This is a genomic window from Streptomyces sp. CBMA29, assembly GCF_014596445.1.
Taxonomy (GTDB): domain Bacteria; phylum Actinomycetota; class Actinomycetes; order Streptomycetales; family Streptomycetaceae; genus Actinacidiphila.
The window spans coordinates 1-20,960 of sequence record NZ_MECL01000198.1 but is presented as its reverse complement, the minus strand read 5'-3'; the positions used below and the strand labels follow the sequence as shown (position 1 = coordinate 20,960).

The following is a 20,960-nucleotide window of genomic DNA, read 5'->3' as shown; positions in this document are numbered from 1 at the left end:
GGTCAGCCCTCCTCGGTGGCGCAGTAGACCAGCACGTCGTGGTAGCCGCCGGTGTGGAAGACATGGCCGGGCAGCCGGCCGGCGCCGGTGAAGCCGCAGGCTTCGAGCGCGGGCACGGCCGGTGAGCCGTCGGGGACCTCGGCGACATACGACGTGCACCGGCGGTAGGTGCGCAGGAAGGCGAGCAGGGCGGCCAGCGGCTCCGGGTCGGCGGACGTGGTGGCGACCCAACCCTGGCGCGGCTGCGCGGGGTTGGGCGCGTATCCGAGCAGCACGTCACCGGCCCGGAGCACCTGCGCTCCGGTACGGGCCAGCTCGCGGGCGAGCAGCGGGCCGTTCTGGGTGACCGGGTCGAGGCCGAGGAAGCCGCGGGCGGCCTCCGGCGCGGCGCTCAGCCGCGCGGCGGCCTCGGCGGTGCCGAGCAGGGTCAGGTCAGCCATGGCGGGTCGCTCCCCAGATCTGTCGGGCCACCGGGCGGCCGTCCAGCCAGAGCGCCCGCGGGATGTCGGCCTCCGGGCTCAGCCCCGCGTCACGCAGCAGCGCGTCGCGCGGGAGCCCGTCGGGCAGCGGCACGGCCGGGGTGACCCAGCCGAAGACCCGGCTCAGGCCGAGCACCCGGAAGGCGTGGTCGAGGGCGGCCTTCAGCAGCGGCTCCGCACTGGTCTGCGCGCCGGGGCGCAGGCCGATCTCCAGCCGCGCCCTGCGGTGCACCCAGTCCACGGCGGCGAGCCGGACGAAACCGGTGCCGGGCACGACGCACAACTCGTCGTCCCGGCCCGGCGTTCCGTCCTCGCCAGGCCCCTCCGGCGCCGGTACCCGGGCCGGTTCCGCCAGGGCGGGCCTGCCGGGCACGGACAGGCCGAGCAGCTCGCCCGGCAGCCAGTGGCCGGTGAGCAGGGGCAGGTCGGCGCCCCGGTATCCGCGCAGCATCATGACGTGGGCTCCCAGATCCGGGAGAGGAAGACGGAACCGCGGCGGTGTCCGTCGTGGACGACGTGTCCGGTCAGGACGCCTTCCTCGGTGAAGCCCGCCAGGCGGGCGGCGGTCAGGCCCCGGTCGTCGAACTCGTGGACGACGACGGCCAGCCGGACCACCTCGCGCTGCCAGCGCAGCGCCCGGACCAGCTCGCGGTACGCCGACGCCCAGGCGTCCGTGCGCAGCCGTGAGGTCAGCCGCAGGTGCAGCACGTAGTGGCAGGCGTGCTCGGCGCCCATCGCCTCCAGGGCGTACAGGCCCACGGGCCGTCCGTCGGCGCTCAGCAGCCGGGTGTCCTCGTCGAGCAGCGAAAGGATCTCCCACTGCGGGCGGGTGGCGGGGCGGGCGGTGCGGAAGTAGAAGTCGGATTCGGTGAAGAAGTCCAGCACGGCGTCGTGGTCGGCGTCCGTCACTGGCCGGGCGGACCACGCGAAGGACGCGGGGGCGGGGGCGGTCGAGGTCGAGGGGGCAGCCGCGGGGGCGGTCGTAGGAGCCGCCATGGAGGCGGGGACGGACGCCGTGGCCGGGCGCGCCGTCAGATCCGTGGCGGTCATGTCCGTCCCTTCCGCGCAGCCAGGTCGTGGGTGATGTGCAGCCGCTGGATGTTGCTGGTGCCCTCCATGAACTCGAAGGCGAGCACGTCCCGGCTCCACTTCTCCAGCAGCGGGTGCTCGATCAGCGCGCCGGGGCCGAGCGCTCGGGCCGCCCAGTGCGTGGTGCGCACCGCCAGATCGGTGGTGTGCAGCTTCGCCATGGAGGGCGGCCGTACGACGTCGGGCTGGAGGTCGACGGCCGCCGCGGACTCGTACAGCAGCGCCGTGGCCGCGTCGAGCCGGGCGGAGACCACCTCGTGCCCCGACCAGCCGGGGCGCTGCTCGGTCACGTAGTCGCGGGTGCCGAGCGCGGTGCCCAGGGCCAGCGCGGCGATCTGGAGCCGCATCGCGTTGAAGGTCCTGCTGATCCCCCACAGGCCGCGCCGTGAGGCGGGCAGGTGGGCGCCGAGCAGCATCTCGCGCGGTACGGGCACCTCGTCGAGGTCCAGCCGGCAGATCCGCGCGCCGCGCAGACCGATCATGTCCAGCGGCTCGCCGTGGAAGCCCGGCGCGGGCTGCCGGATCAGCGCGCCGCGGATGGAGAGCGGGCTGCGGCCGGTCCTGGCGAAGACCACGCCGATCGCGCCCCGGGAGGCGTTGCCGACATACCGCTTGGAGCCGGAGAGCAGGTAACCGTCGGCGGGGTCGCCCGCCGCGTCGAACCTGCTCTCCATCGCCGTGGCGTCGGTGCCGTGCTCCGGTTCCGTCATGCCGAAGAAGGTCCAGGCGCGGCCGTCGGCGATGGTGTCGTAGAACAGTTCGCGCTGTGCCTCGTTGCCCAGGGTGTCGACAGCGACGCCGGCCAGGGAGGGACCGGTGTTGGCGCTGAGCACCCCCGCGTCGCCGCGGGCCAGTTCGACACTGGCGACCACGCGGGACAGGCAGGTGTCGGAGTAGCCGCCGTCGTCCACGGCGGAGCCGGAGCGGTAGTCCTTGGGGGTGGAGGCGGATCTGACCAGCGCCATGACGGGCAGGTCGAGGTGGGCGGTGCCGGCCGGGTCGGCGTCGACGGCCAGGGCGTGGGCGCGCAGTTCCCGGCCCGCTTCCCGGCACTGTTCGCGCAGCTCCCGCAGCGGGGTGTCGAGGGGGATCATGGCTGTACGTCCTCCCGGTCGGTCCAGCAGTCCGCCGCGAGCCGGCCGACGTACGCGGCGCGCACCGGTCCGTCGGCGAGGTAACCGGAGGCCCCGAAGAGCTTGGCGGTGTCCCAGTCGAGCGCGGTGATCCGGTCGTGCGCGTCGGCCACGGCCGCGGGGACGCGGTGGGCGACGAGCAGGAGTTGGCGTACGGCGTCGAGTGCGGTCATGACGTCGGCGACGGTGCCGAGCACGAGTTGTTTGCGGATCAGGGGCTCGCCGCCGCCCACCCGTCCGGACAGGTGGGCGACCGCGTCGTCGAGGAGCCTGCGGGACACGCCCACCCGTACCGCGCCGAGCAGCGCGGCGAATACGGTGCGGCGGTCGTCGGGCCCGTCGTACGAGGCCGGTGCGGCGGATTCGGCGGATTCGGCGGGCCGGTGGGGCCACGCCACGAAGGCGACGCCCTCCATTTCCGCGAGGCGGTGCGGCACGACCTCGGCGCCCGCGGGCACCCGGCCGGCCGGGAACGCGGCGACGCGTCCCGCGGGAGCGCCGACCTCCACCGTGCGCAGCGCCAGCTCCAGGCCGGGCGTGAACCCGCCGTCATGGGCCGCCGCTTCACACGCCACGAGCGTGTCCCTCATCGAATCCTCCGTTGGGCCGTGCCGTGTTCGGCTAACCGGCGACCCGCGTGAGGTCCAGCCGGATTTTGATGTAGTCGGCAAATGAGCCTGCGGACTGGAATACCTCGGGTTCGAGGGTGTCGGGGTCGACTTCGAGGCCGATGGTGTCCTCAAGGCTCATGAGGAGTTCGACAAAACGCATGGAGTCGATCTCCAGGTCTTCGAGAATCCTGGTATCCGCGCTGAATTCGGGGAGCGGTCGGTCCAGGATCACGGAGAGGGAATGCTGAAGGTGCTCGATAATCTCGGCGTGTTCCACCGGACTTTCCCCTTCCCTGGGAGAAGTGGGCCCGAGCGGTCGGCCGTCCGGCCCTGGGGCAGGGCTGCCCGCCGGCAGGGCGCCGGCCGCCTGATGGCGGACGCGGCGCCTTGCCGGCGACGGACGTCACACGGCCGTGAGCTCAGACATGTTGCAGGTCCGAGATCAGGCGGCCTTGGACGCGGCCTTCACCGCGGCCTTGACGGCCGCCTTCGACGCGGCCTTGCTCGCGGCCTTGCTGGCCGCCTTGGACGCGGCCTTGGACGCCGACTTGTCAGCGGCCTTGACGGCAGCCTTGCTGGCGGCCTTGGACGCGGCCTTGACGGCGGCCTTCACGGCGGTCTTGGACAAAGGAACCACACCTTCCATGTAAGGAAATTCGGGACCCGAGTGGGCCCCGGATGCCGGATCTGGTTTCTCCGACACCACGAGATTCCCGGACGGCGCAACTCCCGTCAACCCTTGCCGGGTTGCGCCAAGTCGAATCCCGATGGCAGCTTTTTGCCGTCAACAAGCGGCCACCGTGAAACGCTGCCGTTATTCCCGTTCGGGCCCGATGCTGGGAGGTGATTCACGGGCCCGCGCGAATGCGGCCGGGCCGGTCCCACTCACGGTCTGGAAGGAGGGCGGGATGCCCGAGGTGAGAAGCGCGGACCTCTGCTGGGGGCAGCGGTACCACTGGCTGAGGTACCAGCAGGTGCCCGCGGGCGCTCGTCACGACGCGCACATCGTCACCAACTACCCGCTGCCGCAGGGGCTCTCCCTGAGCGGCCTGCGGTCCGCGCTGGCCTGCCTGGTGCGCAGGCACGAGGGGCTGCGCACGGTCTTCGACGCACACGCCACGCCGGGCCCGCGACAGCGGGTCGAGCCGCCGGGGCCGATGCCGCTGCTGGTGGCCGCCACCGAGCAGGACGGTACGCCGGGACCCGCGGCGGTCATCGCCGAGATGTCCACCACCGAGTTCGACCCGGAACGCGAATGGCCGATCAGGGCCTGCGCGGTCACCACGGGCGGAGTGCCGCGCACGCTGGCGCTCGTCCTGAACCACACGGCCTTCGACGACTGGAGCATGCAGCTCTTCGCGCGTGACTTCGAGGCGCTGCTCGGCACGCTCGCCACCGGCCGCCGGGCGCAGTTGGCGCCGGTCGCGTACCAGCCCGCCGACCTCGCGGCCATCGAGGCCCGGCCGTCGCCTGAACGGGCGCAGATGCTGCGCTATTGGCAGCAGGCGGTGCCCGAACTGCCCGCCGACATGTTCGTACGGCGCCGTGAGCCGGCCGCGCCCGACGGCGCCGCCGCCTTCGGGGCGACGCTCACCTCGCCCGCGCTGCTCACCGCGGTCCGCGAGATCGCGGCCCGGCTGCGGGTGTGGCCGTCCGCGGTGCACCTGGCGGCGTACGCGGTGGCCATGGCCACGTACACCGGCGAGCGGACGGTCACCCACCGGTGGCTGACCAGCCACCGCCAGGACGGGCCCCGGATGTCCGTGCTGACGTGCATGTTCTCCCCGGCGCTCGTCTCGGTCGACCTCGGCGGCGACCCCGGATTCGCCGAGGTGGTCGCGCGGGTCGCGGCAGCGCTGGAGACGGCGCAGGAGCACGCGTACGCGCCGTACGACGAGATCGTGGAGCTGGTCGCCCGGGACGGTTTCCGACGCGGCGCGCCGATCAGGACCTCCTCCGAGGTCAACTTCCTCAACCACGGGACGAAGAGCTGCGGCACCCGCAAGGAACGCTTTCTGCGGACGGCGGAGCCGACCGCGTGGGCGCTGTCCGAGACCGACACCTATCTGCGGGTCGGGGAGTGGGACGACGGGGTCACCGTCGGCCTCAACGCGCGGGCTGACGTGATGGACGCGGCGGCCGTCGAGCACTTCCTGCGCGGGTACGGGCGGCTGCTGGAGGCGCACCGTGACGCGGCCGTCGACCTGCGGCTCGACGAGGCCACCGCGCTCTTCGACTTCGCCGCCCCCGCCCCGCGCCGCCTGGCCCGGCTCGGACCCGACGCGGTGGACCTGGACGCGACCGAGCGCGTGCTGCTGGCGCATCCGGCGGTACGGTCCGCGCGGGTGTCCGTGGAAGACGGCCGGCTGCTCGCCGAGGTCACGACGGAACAGCCGCTGGACGAGCGGGAGTTGCGGCTGCATTGCCTGGACACCGGATACGCGCTGCCCGGTGCGCGCCGCCCCGACACCTTCCGGGTGACGGCCGGGGAGGGCGCCCGCGCGGCGCGTACGGAAGCGGTGGCCGCGGACGCGCTGGCCGCCGTCGTCGCCGAGGTCAACGGGCTGGCCGCCGTGGACCTCGACGCCTCCTACACCGTGGCGGGCGGCCGGATGCTGCGCGCGCCGCGGGTCCTGACCGAGCTGCGCGCCCGCGGCTGGGAGGGCGCCGATCTGACCCAACTCGGCGGTACCCGGCCCCTGTCGGGCCTGGCCCACGGCCTGACCCCGGTCCCGGCGGAGCTGACCCCGGAGCTGACCCCGGCCTGACACCCGTCCGCCCGGCCCCTGCTGACCGCGCCGCCCTCGCCACGGACCACCCGCGGCGAGGGCGGCGCGGCCGTGCCGGGACCGGCTCGCGTCCGCCCCACCGCAACCGGCCGCATGCCGCACCGTCCCCGCAACCCACGGCGGCGGCCGACCCGGTGTGGGTCGGCCGCCGCCGTGCGGGTCGGGGACGGGTGCGCGGGGGGCGGGTTCAGGCGGCCTCCTCCAGGGACAGGCGCTGGGCGATCTGGACGCCGGCCTGGAAGCGGCTGACCGAGCCCAGGCTGCGCAGCAGGGCCGCGATGTGGCGGCGGCAGGTGCGGACGGACATGTCCAGGCGGCGGGCCACGACCTCGTCGGTGAGGCCCTGGGCCATCAGCCGGGCGATGGAGCGCTGGAGGTCGTCGTTGATGTCCTCCGCGTAGCCCGCCTCCTCCATCGCGAAGGGCGCCGCGCCGTCCCACAGCAGGTCGAACATGTCGACCATGCACCGGATCATCGTCTCGTCGCGGACCTGCCGCGCGGTGGGCGGTCCGCCCGCCTCGCCCGCGGTGACCACCACGGCCAGCGCGCGGTCGAAGACCACCGCCGTCTGCGGCACCGAGCGGATGGTGCGGATCGACGCGCCGCGTTCCGTCAGCTTCTTGGCGCGGGCGCGGGAGGCGAAGTCGGCGCGGTCGCGGTGCGGCGAGAGCACCCGTACGTCGATCTCCGTGCCGAGCGTGTCGTAGCAGGCGTCGAAGAGGTCGTCGGGCGCGATCCGCGCGTCGTGACCGGGGCGCAGGACGATCGCCTCCGTGGCGCAGTCACCGGCCGCCAGCCGCAGCAGGCCGCGGATCTCGGCCTCGCCCTCGACGGTGTCGATGACGCCGAGCGGCCCTTCCGCACCGCCGGGACCGCCCGCGATGGAGTCGATCCGGGCGCGCAACCGGTCGGCCAGCTCGCGCTGTTGGAGGATGGCCCGCTCGATCGGCGAGGTGAGCTGGGTCGCGGCGGAGTGCGGGTCCACCGGTACGAGACCGGCGCCGGTCGTCTCGTCGGTGCGCAGCAGCCGCAGTTCCACCAGCCGGGCGGCGGCGGCGAACACCTCCCCGGCGGACAGGCCGAGTTCGAGCGCGACCAGGTCGATCGAGCCGGGGGTGACGGCGCCGCTGCGGGTCGCGTACTGGTAGACCGCGACGAGATCGCCGCTGTCGTGGCCGCCGGCCGGGTGCCGGTCGTATCCCGCGGGACGCGGGTGTTCCGGCGGGCGGTCCGGTGTCTGCGCGAGGTCGGATATCCCCGTGAGCATGGAGGTTGCCTCCCCTTCGTGGATCAATGCGGTGCCGCGGCGGGTCAGGTTCCGTTCGTGCTCCGCCCATGGTGCGTCGGGCCGCCATCACGCCGCCCTCGTTCCGCTCACCGCCCCCGGATACCGGCTCCCGGCGCGCTATCGATCCGCTATCGGCCCACTGTCCGGGGGCCGCCGCCGGGGGCCGCGCCATCGCCCCGGGAACCCGCGTCACCTCGTCCGGGGGGCCGGGCGAGAGCGCTGCGATGGCGGTTCGAGAGCGGCCGGCGGTCAAGTGACATCTGTGCGCGGGTGGGTCCCGCGCCCCGGACGAAGACGAAGACCGGACGAAGACAAGGGGACCGATCACCATGGCCGAGACGACGCGGGAGATACCGCGCACCTTTCAGGACGTCCTGCTGCCCCGCCTGCCGTACGCGGAGGGCGACGAGCTGACGGCGGACGCCGATCTGGCCGCGCTGGGGCTGGACTCGATGGGCGTCGTGCAGCTTCTCGCGGACCTGGAGGACCGCTTCGGGGTGGAGCTGGACGACGAGCTGCTGACCGAGGAGACCTTCGCCACGGTCGGCTCGCTGTGGGCGACCGTCGCCGACTTCGTCACGCCGGAACTCGCGGCCGGCCATGAGTGAGCCGACGGTGAGCGCGTCGGCGGTGAGCGACCCGACGACGGGCCGGACGACAGCACACGGCACGGCGGCCAATGGCACGGCGAACGGCACGGCGGCCAACGGCACGGTGAAGAACGGCACGGCGAACGGAACCGTGAAAAACGGCACGGCGGTGGCCGCCCGCCGGGTCGCCGCGCCGCTGACCCGCCTGGACCGGCTGATCGCGCGCGGCGCGACCCACCGCCCGGCGCTGACCTTCAAGGACCGCACCGTCAGCTACGGCGAACTCGCCGAGCAGGTCGCCGAAGTCGCCTACGGCCTGCACCGGTTGGGCGTGCGGCGCGGCGACCGCGTCGCGGTCTACGCGGAGAAGCGCGTCGAGACCGTCGTGTCGATGCTGGCGGTCTCCGCGGCCGGGGCCGTCTTCGTCCCGGTCAATCCGCTCTTCAAGGGCCGTCACCTGGCCGGTATCACCACCGACTGCGCGGTCACCGCGCTGGTCACCACCGCCGAGCGGCTGGAGACCGTACGCGCGGCGCTGCCGCCGGACACCACCGTCCGCCACCTGGTGCTGATCGGCGACACCGGCACCGTACTGCCGGCCGACGACCGCTGGACCGCGGTGCCGTGGGAGCGGCTGCGCGAGCACGGGCCGCTGCCGGTGCCCGGCGCCGACGCCGTCGTGGACGGCGACGTCGCGGCCGTCTTCTACACCTCGGGCAGCACCGGCGGCCCCAAGGGCGTGGTGCTCTCGCACCGCAATCTGCTCGCCGGGGCCGAGAGCGTCGCCTCCTACCTCGGGCACACCGAGGACGACGTGGTGCTGGCCGCGCTGCCGTTCAGCTTCGACGCCGGTTTCAGCCAGCTCACCACCACGCTGATCGCCGGGGCCCACCTGGTGCTCACCAACTACCTGCTGCCGCGCGAGGTGGTACGGCTCTGCGCCCGCCACGGCGTGACCGCGCTCACCTGCGTACCGCCGCTGTGGCTGCAACTGGCCGCCCAGCAGTGGCCGCAGGAGGCGACCGCGCGACTTCGGTACTTCGCCAACACCGGCGGCCGGATGCCCCGCGCCACCCTGGGCCGGCTCCGCGAGATCTTCCCGCAGGCCCGGCCGTATCTGATGTACGGGCTCACGGAGGCGTTCCGCTCCACCTACCTCGACCCGGACGAGTCCGACCGCCGTCCCGACTCGATCGGCAAGGCCATCCCCAACGCCGAGATCCTGGTGCTCCGTCCCGACGGCACCTCGTGCGTGCCCGGCGAGCACGGCGAACTGGTGCACCGCGGCGCGCTGGTGGCCCTCGGCTACTGGAACGACCCCGAGCGCACCGCCGAGCGCTTCCGTCCGGTGCCGGGCGCCGTCCCCTACGGCGGCACCGAGCTGGCGGTCTGGTCGGGCGACACCGTCTACAGCGACGAGGCCGGTTTCCTGTACTTCGTCGGCCGCACCGACGACATGATCAAGTCCTCGGGCTACCGGATCAGCCCCACCGAGATCGAGGAGGCCGTGTACGCCAGCGGCCTGGTCACCGAGGCCGTCGCGCTCGGCGTCGGCGACGAACGGCTCGGCCAGCACGTGGTCCTGGTCGTCGCTGGGGCCTGCGACACCGCCCGGCTGCACCAGGCGCTCGCCCGCGAGCTGCCGCCGTACATGCTGCCGCGCCGCACGGTCGTCCTGGACGAACTGCCGCGTTCGGTGAACGGCAAGTTCGACCGGGTCGAGCTGCGCAGGACCGTGGAGGGCAACCGATGAGCGGCGCGGCACCGGGTCAGGGCGCGGACGGCCCCGACGCTTTCGGCGGCTTCGGCCGGCACGGCCGGTTCACCGTCGTGGACGGCGAGTTGGCCGTCGGCGGGGTGCCCGCGGGGCGGCTGGCCGAACGCGTCGGCTCCACCCCCTTCTTCGCCTACGACCGTTCCCTGCTCAGCCGCCGCGTCGCGGAACTGCGGGCGGCGCTGCCCGACGGCGTGGAGCTGAACTACGCCGTCAAGGCCAATCCGATGCCCGCGCTGCTGCACCACATGAGCACGCTGGTCGACGGCCTCGACGTGGCGTCGGCCGGTGAGATGCTCACCGCGCTCGACACCACGGTCCCGGCCGAGCGGATCGGCTTCGCCGGACCCGGCAAGACCTCGATCGAGATCCGGCAGGCCGTCGCCGCGGGCGTCATCGTGGAACTGGAGTCGGCCACGGAACTGGCCCGGGTCCGGCTCGCGGGCGAACAGCTCGGCATCACCGCCCGCGTCGCGCTGCGCGTCAACCCGCCCTTCTCGGTGCGCGGTTCCGGCATGCGGCTCGGCGGCGGACCGCAGCAGTTCGGGGTGGACGCCGAACAGGCGCCGGAACTGCTGGCCGGGATCGGCGCGGCCGGGCTGGACTTCCAGGGCTTCCACGTCTTCGCCGGATCGCAGAATCTCGACGCCGAGAGCATCTGCGCCGCCCAGCGCGGCACCGTGGAACTGGTCACGGAACTGGCCGAGCACGCGCCGGGACCGGTGCGCTACCTCAACCTCGGCGGCGGCTTCGGCATCCCCTACGCCGCCCGCGACCGGGCCCTGGACCTGGGGCCGATCGGCGAGAACCTCGCCAAACTCCTCGACACCGCCATCCGTCCCGCGCTCCCGCAGGCGCGCACCGTCATCGAACTCGGCCGCTATCTGGTCGGCGAGGCCGGTGTCTATCTGACCAGGGTCGTGGACCGCAAGATCTCCCGCGGCACCACCTTCCTCGTGGTGGACGGCGGTCTGCACCACCAGCTCGCGGCCACCGGCAACCTGGGCCGCGCCATCCGGCGCAACTACCCCATCGCGGTGGTGGGTTCCGCCGTCGCCCCGGCCACCGAGACGGTCGACGTGGTCGGCTGCCTCTGCACGCCGCTCGACCTGCTCGGCAAGGACGTGTCACTGCCCCACGCGGAGATCGGCGACCTCATCGCGGTGTTCCAGGCGGGCGCCTACGGCCTGACGGCCAGTCCGGTCGGCTTCCTCGGCCATCCGGCACCGCACGAAGTCCTGATCTGAACCCACCCGCCGCGGCGGCACCGGGCCCCGCGAGCCTCACGTTGCAAGGAAGGCTGACGGACATGGCGATCGCATCACCCCTCCCCGCCAGAGCCACGGCGGACCCCACGCCGGACCCGGCTGCGAACCCGCCCGCGGACTCGACATCGGACTCGACAACGGACCTGACGGGTGAGCCCACCGTGGACGGGCAGGCGCCCGCCGCCCCGGTGGGCACCGCGGTCCGCTTCCGGGTACTCGGCTCCCTCGAGGTGCGCGGCTCCCAGCAGGTGGCGGTCACGGCGCGGCGGCAGCAGATCGTGCTGGCGCTGCTGCTGCTGGAGACCGGCCGCGGCGTGGGACTCGAGACGATGGTGAACGCGGTCTGGGGCGGTACCCCGCCCGCGACCGCCCGCTCCCAGGTGCAGACCGCCGTGTCGGCACTGCGCCAGCGGATGGAGCGCGCCGGGCTCGGCAAGCGCATCCGCATGCACGGCCTCGGTTATACCCTCGACCTCGCCCCCGGCGAGCTGGACCTGCACGTCTTCGACGAGCTGGCGGCCCGCGGCCGGGCCGCCGCGGCCGACGGGCGGCCCGCCGCCGCCCGTACCGCCTTTCGCGAGGCGCTCGACCTGTGGAACGGCGACCCGCTGCCCGAGGTCGACAGCCCCGTGGTGCAGACGAAGCTGGTACGGGTCTCCGAGCGCCGCTTCGAGGTGCTGGAGGAGTGCCTGGACGCCGAGCTGCGGCTCGGCCTGCACCACGAGGTGCTGGGCGAGATCAGCGCGCTGGCCGCCGAATTCCCGCTGCGCGAGCGCCCCGCCGTACAGCTCATGACCGCGCTGTACCGCTGCGGGCGGCAGGCCGAGGCGCTGGCCGCGTACCACCAGGTGCGGCGTACCTTCATCGAGGAACTGGGCATCGAGCCGGGGCCGGTGCTGCTCAGGCTGGAGCTGGCCATCCTCAACGGCTCCAACGACCTTGACCTTCCGGCGGTCACCGCGCCCGCCACCGTCAACGCGACCGCGCCGCTGCCGCTGCCGCGGATGCTCCCGGCCCGGATCACCGACTTCACCGGCCACGCCGACGTCCTGGCGGAACTGACCGACCGGCTGTCCGCGCCGTCGGCGCCGATGGCCGTGATCACCGGCTGCGCGGGCGTCGGCAAGTCCGCGCTCGCCGTCGAGGCCGCGCACGCCCTGGCCCCGGCCTTCGCCGACGGCCAGTTGTACGCGCGGCTGCCGGTCGGCGCCGGTCCCCGCGAGGTCTCCGACGTCCTGGAACGCTTCCTGCGGGCGCTCGGCTTCACGGCCGCCGCCGTACCGGAGTCGCTGGACGGCCGCTCCGCGCTCTACCGCAGCGCGCTGGCCGAGCGGCGGATGCTGGTGGTCGTCGAGGACGCCGCCGACGTCACACTGCTGCGCCCCCTGGTGCCCGGCGCCCCCACCTGCGGTCTGCTCGTCACCAGCCGGGCCCGGCTGTCGGCGCCCGCCGACACGTACACCGTCGAACTGGAAGTGCCGCAGATCCCCGAGGCCGTGGAGCTGCTCGCGGCGATGACCGGCCGCGAGCGGGTGGCGGCCGAGCCCAGCGAGGCGATCGAATTGGCCGAGCTGTGCGACGGGCTGCCGCTGGCGCTGCGGGCTGCCGCCGCCCGGCTGTCCGCCCGCCCGCACTGGAGCCTGGCCCAGCTCACCGCGCGGCTGCGCGACGAACGCCGCCGGCTGGACGAGCTGTTCCACCAGGGCCTGGACGTACGGGCCGCGCTGCGCGGCGCCTACGAGCAACTGGCCGCGCCCGCACGGCAGCTCTTCGCCCGGCTCGGCGGACTGCCCACGGCGGAGTTCCCCGCGTGGGCCGCGGCCCCGCTGCTCGACGTGGCGACCGCGTCGGCCGTGGACGTGCTGGAGACGCTGGTCGACGCCCGGCTGGTCGATCCGGTCGGCGGCAGCGGCGTCACCGCCCGCTACCGGCTGCGCGGCCTGACCCGGCTGCACGCCGCCGAGTGCCTGGCGGAACTGGCCGAGGACCAGGACGAGTCGGCCCCGCGGCGGCGGCTGCTCGGCGCGTGGCTGACGCTCGCCGACGAGGCGCTGTTGCGCCAGGGCGGCACCCCGGCCGCCGAACTCCACCACCCCACCCGCTGGCCCATGGAACTGCCCATGCTGCGGGCCGTGTTGAGCGACCCCGGCGAGTGGTACGGCACCGAGCGCGAGTCGCTGCTGGCCGCCGTACGGCAGGCCGCCGACGTCCACGAGACCGAGGCGTGCTGGCACCTGGCGGTCGCGGTCGGAGCGCTGGCCGCGGTCCAGCGGGCCCACGACGACTGGCGGGCCGCGGGCACCGACGCGCTGCGCGCCACGCAGCGGGCCGGGGACTCCCTCGGCGAGGCCGCCATCCTCTTCTCGCTCGGCACGCTCGACCTGCGCGAGCGCCGGTACGAGCAGGCCACCGCCCGGCTGCGGGGCGCGCTCGGCGCCTTCGAACGGCTCGGCGCCGACTCCTGGCGCGCGGCGGCGGGCAAGGCCCTGGAGCGGCTGGCCCGCGAGACCGGGGCAGCGGCCGACGGCAGGACCCCGCGTCCCGGCCGCGGCGGCGCCGGACCGGCGCCCGCGACACCGGTCGAGACCTCCGCCTGGGGTGTTCCGGCCACCCAGCGCCGCTACGGCCTGGCCGCCAGCACCGGCGGCTCCGGCACTCCCGCGGCCCGTACCACCCCGGCCCCCCGCTCCTCGGCCCCCCGGCACCGCCCGGCGGCCTCCTTCCCCACCCGCCGGCGTACCGAATCGGTGGAGGAGCAGTGACGCGGGCGCCGTACCCCGTGCGGTACGGGTGCCCGGCCACCGCGTCCACCGGCCCTGACCACCGCGTTCTGCACTGGCAGCACACCGATTCCCAGGAGGAGCAATGAGCTTGAGGACCCCCTCGCCGCCGGCGGGAGTGCGGGACGAACCGTCGCGGAAGCCGGACCGGCGGGCCGCCAGGAGCGGTAAGGACAGCGACCGGGCCATGCTCGAAGTGACCGGCCTCAGCAAGCGCTACGGCGAGGTCCAGGCGCTCGACGGCTTCGACCTGACCGCGCACCGCGGCGAGATCGTCGGCCTGGTCGGCCACAACGGCGCGGGCAAGTCGACCTTCGTCGAGATCGTCTCCGGGCTCATCAGGGCCGACTCCGGCGGCGTACTCATCGGCGGCGAGGAGCCCACCAAGGCGCGCGGCCGCATCGGGGTCTCCCCGCAGAACATCGCCCTCTACCCGCCGCTGTCCGTCCGCGAGCACATGAAGTTCTTCGGCGGCCTTTCCGGCCTGCGCCGCGGCGCCCTCACGTCCGCCGTCGACGAACTGTCCGCCGCGCTGCGGCTGACCGAATTCCTCGACCGCCCGGCCGGTGTGCTCTCCGGCGGCCAGCAGCGCCGTACGCAGGCGGCCGTCGCCATGATCCACCGCCCCGACCTGCTGCTGCTCGACGAGCCCACCGCGGGCGCCGACCCGGAGACCCGGCAGGCGCTGCTCGACACCGTCAAGCTGCGCGCCGCCGACGGCGCGGCCGTCGTCTACACCACCCACTACCTGACCGAACTGACCGAACTGGCCGCGACCATCGCCGTCGCCAAGCGCGGCCGGGTGGTCGCCCGCGGCACCAGCGCGCAGCTCCTGGAGGGCCTGCCCGGCGAGGTCCGCGTGGTCCTGGCCGACGGCAGCGAACTCCACGAGTCCACCACCGACCCGACCGCCGCCCTGGTGCGGCTGCTCCACGAGGCGCGGCAGCCGGTCACCTCCGTCGACGTCCGCAAGCCCGACCTCGACGACCTCTACCGATCCCTGGCGGTGCTCGATGTCGACTGAATCCCTCTACCGGTCCGGCCTGATGGCCAAGTACAACACCCTGCTGCGGTTGCGCGACCCCGGACAGCTCATCAGCTACATCGCGATGCCGATGCTGCTGATGCTGGTCTTCAAACCGCTGTACGTGACCGCGCTCAAGACCGGCACACTCCAGGCGGTCACCGGGCCGCTGGTGATGTTCTCCGTCTTCGCGCTCTCCATCGTCGGCAACTCGATCATGGTCGAGCGCGAGTGGCGCACCTGGGACCGGCTGCGCGTCACCCGCGCCTCACGGGCCCAGCTCCTGCTGGGCAAGGCCGTACCGGCCTTCGTGATCCTGCTGCTCCAGCAGAGTGTGCTGCTGATCTTCGGCTGCCTGGTGATCGGGCTGCCGGTCCCGCCGACCCTGGGCTGGATCATGCTGGCCGTCGCGGTGTGGGGCTTCACCCTGCTCGCCCTCGGTACGGCGCTCGCCACGGTCGTGCGCAGCCGCGGCGACCTCGGCATGGTCTCCGACCTGGGCGCGATGCTGGTCAGCGCGCTCGGCGGCGCCCTGGTGCCGGTCAGCCTGATGCCCGCCTGGGCCCAGCACATCGCCCCGGCCTCGCCCGGCTACTGGGCGATGTCCCTGCTGCACGCCGCCATCGACGGCGACGCCTCGCGGATGCTGCGCCCGGCGCTGGTCTGCCTGGCGATCGGCGTGGCCTGCGGCGCCTTCGCCACCTACCGGCTCTCGCGCGGCTGGGGCCGCAGCCACCTGCTGTGAGGAGACATCGTGTCTGACATACCCGACGAGACGGACGAGACCGACGAGGCGTACGACGCCTACGACTCCGCGGTGGCCCTGGTCGGCATGGCCGGCCGCTTCCCCGGCGCCCCGGACGTGGCCACGCTGTGGCGCAACGCGCTGGCCGGTGTCAGCGGCCTGCGCGAGATCACCGACGAGGAGCTGGCCGCGGCGGGCGTCTCCGCGCGGACCGCCGCCAACCCGCACTACGTACGGGTGGGCGGGCCGGTCGACGGCATCGCCGACTTCGACGCCGCCGCGTTCGGCTTCTCGCCGCGCGAGGCGGAGACGATGGGCCCGCAGCACCGGCTCTTCCTGGAGTGCTCCTGGGAAGCGCTGGAGAACGCCGGTTACCCGCCGGTGGCCCCGCCGGGACAGGTCGGTGTCTTCGGCGGCTCCGCCTTCCCCGACTACCTGCTCGACAACGTCGCGCACGTCATGGACGAGCCCGGCGGCGGTCAGTTGGTCGCGGTCGGCAACGAACGGGACTCGCTCACCAGCCTGGTGGCGTACAAACTCGGCCTGCGCGGTCCGAGCCTGAGCGTGCAGACCTTCTGCTCGACGTCGCTGGTCGCGGTGCACCTGGCCTGCCAGAGCCTGCTGACCTTCGAGAGCGATCTGGCACTGGCCGGCGGCGCCTTCCTGCCGCTTCCGCAGCCGGCCGGCTACATGTACTACCCGGGCGGCATCACCTCGCCGCGGGGCACGGTCCGCAGCTTCGACGCGGCGGCCGACGGAACGGTGATGGGCGCGGCCGTCGGCGTGGTCGCGCTGCGCAGGATGACCGACGCGCTCGCCGACGGCGACGTGATCCACGCGGTCATCCTGGGCTCCGCGGTCAACAACGACGGTCAGGAGCGCGTCGGTTACTCCGCGCCGGGCGTCGAGGGACAGGCCGCGGTGATCCGTACCGCGCTGAACGTCGCCGACGTCAAGCCCGAGTCCGTCGGGTACGTGGAGTGCCACGCCACCGGCACCGCGCTCGGCGACGGCATCGAACTGACCGCGCTGTCACGGGTGTTCCAGACCACACCGCAGACCCCGATCGTGCTGGGCTCGGCCAAACCGGCCGTCGGCCACCTGGACCGGGCCTCCGGTGTCACCGGCCTGATCCGGGCCGCGCTCGGCGTCCGCGACGGCGTACGGCTGGCCATCCCCGGCTTCGAGAAGCCCAACCCCGCGCTGGCCGCCGCCTCCGACCGCTTCACCGTACTGCCGCGGAACCAGCCGTGGCCGGCCGGACCCGAGCCGCGCCGGGCCGGAGTCAGCTCCTTCGGCATGGGCGGCACCAACGCGCACGTCGTCATCGAGCAGGCCCCGCCGCGCGCCGCCCGCGCCGCCGTCCCCGGACCGCACCTGCTGGCGTTCTCCGCGGGCGACCAGGCCGCGCTCGACGAGGTCACCGAGCGGCTGCGCACCCACCTGGCCGCGCATTCCGAACTGGACCCGGCCGACGTCGCCTACACCCTCCAGGTCTCGCGCGGGCACTTCGCACTGCGCCGCTTCGTGGTCTGCGACGACCTCCAGGACGCGGTCGCCGCGCTCGGCGACCCCGGCCGCTGGGTGGACGGCGAGACGACCCGGCACGACCCGGCCGTGGTGCTGGCCCAGGAGGAGGGACCGGCCGACTGGCGGTCCCAACTGGCGTCCGCGGCAGCCTCGTTGCTGCCGGGAACCACCGAGGGCGGCGCCTGCCCGGCCGTCTCCGCCGTCCTGGAACAGGGGCTGCGGGCGATCGGCGTCCGGATCAGGGCCGCCGGCGACACCGGGACCGGGCACTTCGAGACGGTCACCGTCGCCCCCGACGCCGACGCTCCCTCCGGGTCGGCGGCGCGCTGGCTCGTGACCACCGTCGGCCGACTGTGGCTGGCGGGCGCCGCGATCGACTGGGCCGCACTGCACAAGGGCGAGGGACGGCGGGCCGAGCTGCCCACCTACCCCTTCCGCCGCACCCGCCACTGGGTGGAGGCACGGCCCGGGGCCCGCGGTGAGAAGCCGCCGGTCGAGGGCCGGGTCGACGACCTGGCGCAGTGGTCGTATCTGCCCGCGTGGCAGCAACGCCCGCTGCCCACCGGCGATCTGGACGAGCGGCTGCGCGCGGCCGGGCCCTGGCTGGTGCTGGCCGCAGAGGAGCGCGCCGAGGCGCTGGTACGCCGACTGGCGGTGGCCGGCGCCGAGGTCGTCACGGCACGGCCCGGCGGGGAGTTCGGGCAGGACGCGGCGGGGGACTTCACCGTACGCGTCGAACACCCGGAGGATCTGGGGGAGTTGCTGGCCCGGCAGTTCGTCGCGCCCCGCACGCTCGTGCACGGCTTCTCGCTCGCCTCACCCGAGGGCGACGGCGCCGGGCACTTCACCGCGCAGCAGGAGTGGGGAACGCACTCCGCGCTCGGCCTGGTCGGCGTGCTGGCCGCCGACTCCGAGCCCGCACAGGCCGAGTTGACCCTGCTGACCGGCGGGGCCGTCTCCGTGACGGGCGCCGATCTGCGGCATCCGGAGCACGCGGCGCTCGCCGCGCTGGCCCCCACCATCGGCCAGGAGAACGCGCATCTGTCGTGCCGTCACCTCGACCTGGACCCGGCGCAGGGCGCCGTCACACCGTCGGCGGTCGACCAGGCGCTCGCCGCGATCGTCCACCCGCACCAGGGACCGTCGGCCGTCCGGGCCGGCGACCTGTGGGCGCGGACCTATCAGCCGCACCCGCTGGAGGAGACCGACCCCGCGCGTCCGGTGTTCGGGGACGGCGAGACGGTGCTGATCACCGGCGGTCTCGGCGATGTCGGCCTGGCCCTGGCCCGGCACCTCGCGGAGAGCTACGGCTGCCGTCTGGTGCTGACCTCGCGCGGTGAACTCCCGCCGCGTGAGCGCTGGTCGCAACTGTCGGCCGGCGACGACCGGGTCGCCCGGCACCTCAGGAACGTGCTGGATCTGGAAGCGCGCGGCGCCGAGGTGATCGCCATGGGCGCGGACGTCGGTGACGAGGAGGCGATGCGGGCCGTCGTCCGAGCGGCCGACGAGCGGTTCGGCGGCATCGACGCGGTGGTGCACGCGGCCGGTACGCAGGACCCGAGCCGGTTCGAGATCGCCCACCTGTCCGACCGGGACAGCCGCGCCACGCACCTGCACCCCAAGGTGGCGGGCTTCCACACCCTCCAGGCGGTCCTCGGCGACCGCGCCAAGGACCGCAGGATCACCGTGTCCTCGCTGTCCGCGGTGCTCGGCGGCGTCACGTTCGGCCCGCACGCGGCGGCGGGCGCGGCGCTGGACGCGTACGCCCGCAGGGCCCGGCTGCGCGGCGAGGGCCGCTGGATCACCGTCGACTGGGACACCTGGGCGATCGACACGGAGCGCCGTGAGGCGGACCGCGAACCGACCGTGCCGGTCTACGAGATGACGCCGCGGGAGGGCCTGACCCTGCTGGAGCGGGCGCTGGCCTCGGCCGACCGGCTCGCCCACGTGGTGATCTCCTCCGGGCCGCTCGCACCGCGGCTCGCCCAGTGGGTCACCGGCGACGGCACGTCGGCGGCGCAGCGGGCGGCCGACGACGGGCAGCGCCACTCGCGGCCGAAGCTGCGCACCCCGTACGCCGAGCCCGCCGAGGGCACGGAGGCGGCGCTGGCGGAGATCTGGGGCCAGGTCCTCGCGGTGGAGGGAATCGGCGCGGATGACGGTTTCTTCGAACTGGGCGGTCACTCGCTCGTCGCCGTCGAGCTCTCGGCGCGCATCCGCGCGGCCCTCTCGTGCGACCTCGCCCCGACCGACCTGCTGGAGCACTTCACCGTCCGCCGTCTCGCCTCCTTCGTGGAGGGCTGACACCGGCCGGTACCGGCACCCGTACCGCCAGGGGCGGCCGTCGCGGACCTTCCGCGTCGGCCGCCCTCCGCGTGCTGTCCGCGCGGTGGTCCCGTGCGGCACGCCCGGCTCCGCCACCCGGTGGCGGGGTGCCGTCACCGGTCGGCCGCCGCGGCGCGCGCCGTGAGGGCCTTGCGGTCGATCTTGCGGTTGGCGTTGAGCGGGAACTCCTCGACCTGGACGAAGCGGCGCGGGACCAGGGCGCGCGGCAGAAAGGCCGCCAGATCCTCGGCGACGGCCGCGGGAGGCCGCCGCTCACCGAGCAGGAAGGCGGTCAACTCGCCGTCCACGGCGACCGCGACGGCCTCCTTCACACCCTCGACCCGGCGCAACGCCCACTCCACCTCGGCCAGTTCGACGCGTACCCCGTGGATCTTCACCTGGTGGTCGCGGCGGCCCAGATACGCGAACGCGTCGCCGGGCAGCGGCCGTACCAAGTCGCCCGTGCGGTACCAGCGTTCGCCGCCGTGCTCCAGGAACCGGCCCTCGTCGTCGGCCGGGTCGAGATAGCCGGGGAACATCTGGTCGCCGGTGACGCACAGTTCACCGTCACCGTCCTCGGTGGGCTCGTGCAGCAGCGCGCGCATACCGGGGTGCAGACGGCCGATCGACACCACGTCGTTGACACACGACTGGGGCGAGGTGACCGGGTCCCAGCGGTGCACACTGCACGAGATGGTCAGCTCGGTCGGGCCGTACAGATTCTCGACCACCGAGCCGGGCGCCGCCGCGCCCCACTCCCGCGCGTCGTGGGCCAGCAGCGGCTCCCCGCAGAACAGGCTCCAGCGCAGGCTCGGCATGCTGCCCGCGGGCAGCCCCCGGGGCCGCCGCCGCAGCAGCGACACCAGGCTCGGCGCGGAGAACCACACCGTGATGCCCTGCTCGGCCACGAACCGCTCCAGCGAGGCGTACGCGGTCGGCGGCACGCTCACCACGGTGCCGCCGCTGCCCCAGCCGGTGAACAGGTCGAACATCGCCAGGTCGAAGGTGAGGTCGAAGGTCTGCGAGAACACGTCCCCGCTGTGGAAGCCGTAGCGGCCGTGCACGAAGCGCAAGTAGGCGTCGACATTGCGGTGCAGCACGGGCACCCCCTTGGGCGTGCCCGTGGAGCCCGAGGTGAACAGGATGTACGCGATGTCGTCGGGCGTCGTCGGCAGCGGCTGCTCCAGCGGCTCCCCGACCGGCTCCCCGACCGGCTCCCCGACGACGGGGACGCCGTCGAGGACCCCGGCCAGCTCCGGTAGCACGGCGGCGCCGCGCTCGTCCACGATCAGCGCGTCCAGACCGGCCGCGGTGATCATCCGGGCGGTGCGGTCGGCGGGGAAGCCCGGGTGCAGCGGCACGACGGCCGCGCCCGCGAACTGCGCGGCCAGCAGACCGGCGTAGGCGGTCACGGTACGGGACGCCAGCAGGCCGACCCGCCGGGGCCGCCCGCCGGGGACCGCCGCGACGACGGTCCCGGCGAGCGCCCGCGCGGCGGCGTCAAGACGCGTGTAGTCGACGGCGGTGGAGCCGAC

Annotated in this window: 17 protein-coding genes; 8 read left to right on the top strand and 9 right to left on the bottom strand. The window is 74.1% G+C overall.

Annotated features, from left to right (window positions below; genetic code table 11):
- Positions 1–2 precede the first annotated feature (2 nt).
- The 7 genes from BGM09_RS26550 to BGM09_RS26520 form a co-directional block, all read right to left on the bottom strand.
- Positions 3–440, bottom strand: coding sequence for a GNAT family N-acetyltransferase (locus BGM09_RS26550; RefSeq protein WP_188284229.1), 438 nt, complete (start codon positions 438–440; stop codon positions 3–5).
- The gene (locus BGM09_RS26545; RefSeq protein WP_188284228.1) at positions 433–933 is read right to left on the bottom strand and encodes a GNAT family N-acetyltransferase; all 501 of its coding nucleotides are present in this window, start codon (positions 931–933) and stop codon (positions 433–435) included. The genes BGM09_RS26550 and BGM09_RS26545 overlap by 8 nt, the downstream gene beginning before the upstream one ends.
- The gene (locus BGM09_RS26540; protein ID WP_188284227.1) at positions 930–1,529 is read right to left on the bottom strand and encodes a hypothetical protein; all 600 of its coding nucleotides are present in this window, start codon (positions 1,527–1,529) and stop codon (positions 930–932) included. Before BGM09_RS26540 ends, BGM09_RS26545 begins: the two co-directional genes overlap by 4 nt.
- A complete protein-coding gene (locus BGM09_RS26535) occupies positions 1,526–2,662 on the bottom strand; it encodes an acyl-CoA dehydrogenase family protein (protein WP_188284226.1) in 1,137 nt (378 codons plus the stop codon). The genes BGM09_RS26540 and BGM09_RS26535 overlap by 4 nt, the downstream gene beginning before the upstream one ends.
- The gene (locus tag BGM09_RS26530) at positions 2,659–3,291 is read right to left on the bottom strand and encodes an acyl-CoA dehydrogenase family protein (protein ID WP_188284225.1); all 633 of its coding nucleotides are present in this window, start codon (positions 3,289–3,291) and stop codon (positions 2,659–2,661) included. The genes BGM09_RS26535 and BGM09_RS26530 overlap by 4 nt, the downstream gene beginning before the upstream one ends.
- A gap of 31 nt (positions 3,292–3,322) precedes the next feature.
- Positions 3,323–3,589 carry an acyl carrier protein gene (locus BGM09_RS38595; protein WP_188284224.1) on the bottom strand — a complete coding sequence of 89 codons (267 nt, stop codon included), beginning with the start codon at positions 3,587–3,589 and terminating at the stop codon, positions 3,323–3,325.
- Between the two features lie 165 nt (positions 3,590–3,754).
- Positions 3,755–3,940: a hypothetical protein gene (locus BGM09_RS26520; protein WP_188284223.1), complete on the bottom strand. Its 186-nt coding sequence runs from the start codon at positions 3,938–3,940 to the stop codon at positions 3,755–3,757.
- A gap of 280 nt (positions 3,941–4,220) precedes the next feature.
- On the opposite strand from BGM09_RS26520, the gene BGM09_RS26515 reads away from it, so the two are divergent.
- Positions 4,221–6,080: a condensation domain-containing protein gene (locus BGM09_RS26515; RefSeq protein WP_188284222.1), complete on the top strand. Its 1,860-nt coding sequence runs from the start codon at positions 4,221–4,223 to the stop codon at positions 6,078–6,080.
- Between the two features lie 208 nt (positions 6,081–6,288).
- Here BGM09_RS26515 and BGM09_RS26510 read toward each other — a convergent pair whose 3' ends face one another.
- Entirely contained in the window at positions 6,289–7,368 is a 1,080-nt protein-coding gene (locus BGM09_RS26510) for a helix-turn-helix transcriptional regulator (protein ID WP_188284221.1), read from the bottom strand.
- A 350-nt stretch (positions 7,369–7,718) separates the two neighbouring features.
- On the opposite strand from BGM09_RS26510, the gene BGM09_RS26505 reads away from it, so the two are divergent.
- From BGM09_RS26505 to BGM09_RS26475, 7 genes are all read left to right on the top strand, one after another.
- The gene (locus BGM09_RS26505; RefSeq protein ID WP_188284220.1) at positions 7,719–7,997 is read left to right on the top strand and encodes a phosphopantetheine-binding protein; all 279 of its coding nucleotides are present in this window, start codon (positions 7,719–7,721) and stop codon (positions 7,995–7,997) included.
- Complete coding sequence (locus BGM09_RS26500) at positions 7,990–9,732, top strand: acyl-CoA ligase (AMP-forming), exosortase A system-associated (protein ID WP_188284219.1); 1,743 nt, start codon at positions 7,990–7,992, stop codon at positions 9,730–9,732. Before BGM09_RS26505 ends, BGM09_RS26500 begins: the two co-directional genes overlap by 8 nt.
- Positions 9,729–11,000: a pyridoxal-dependent decarboxylase, exosortase A system-associated gene (locus BGM09_RS26495; protein ID WP_188284218.1), complete on the top strand. Its 1,272-nt coding sequence runs from the start codon at positions 9,729–9,731 to the stop codon at positions 10,998–11,000. Before BGM09_RS26500 ends, BGM09_RS26495 begins: the two co-directional genes overlap by 4 nt.
- 62 nt (positions 11,001–11,062) lie before the next feature.
- Entirely contained in the window at positions 11,063–13,783 is a 2,721-nt protein-coding gene (locus tag BGM09_RS26490; RefSeq protein WP_188284217.1) for an AfsR/SARP family transcriptional regulator, read from the top strand.
- Positions 13,784–13,886: 103 nt separating this feature from the next.
- On the top strand, positions 13,887–14,825 hold the full coding sequence (locus tag BGM09_RS26485; protein ID WP_223187641.1) for an ABC transporter ATP-binding protein: 939 nt from the start codon (positions 13,887–13,889) through the stop codon (positions 14,823–14,825).
- Positions 14,815–15,570, top strand: coding sequence for an ABC transporter permease (locus tag BGM09_RS26480; protein ID WP_188284216.1), 756 nt, complete (start codon positions 14,815–14,817; stop codon positions 15,568–15,570). The genes BGM09_RS26485 and BGM09_RS26480 overlap by 11 nt, the downstream gene beginning before the upstream one ends.
- 9 nt (positions 15,571–15,579) lie before the next feature.
- Positions 15,580–19,404 carry an SDR family NAD(P)-dependent oxidoreductase gene (locus BGM09_RS26475; RefSeq protein WP_188284215.1) on the top strand — a complete coding sequence of 1,275 codons (3,825 nt, stop codon included), beginning with the start codon at positions 15,580–15,582 and terminating at the stop codon, positions 19,402–19,404.
- Between the two features lie 134 nt (positions 19,405–19,538).
- Here the strand turns inward: BGM09_RS26475 and BGM09_RS26470 are convergent.
- Positions 19,539–20,960 (bottom strand): AMP-binding protein (locus tag BGM09_RS26470; protein WP_188284214.1); only part of this gene is annotated, 1,422 nt, incomplete at its 5' end.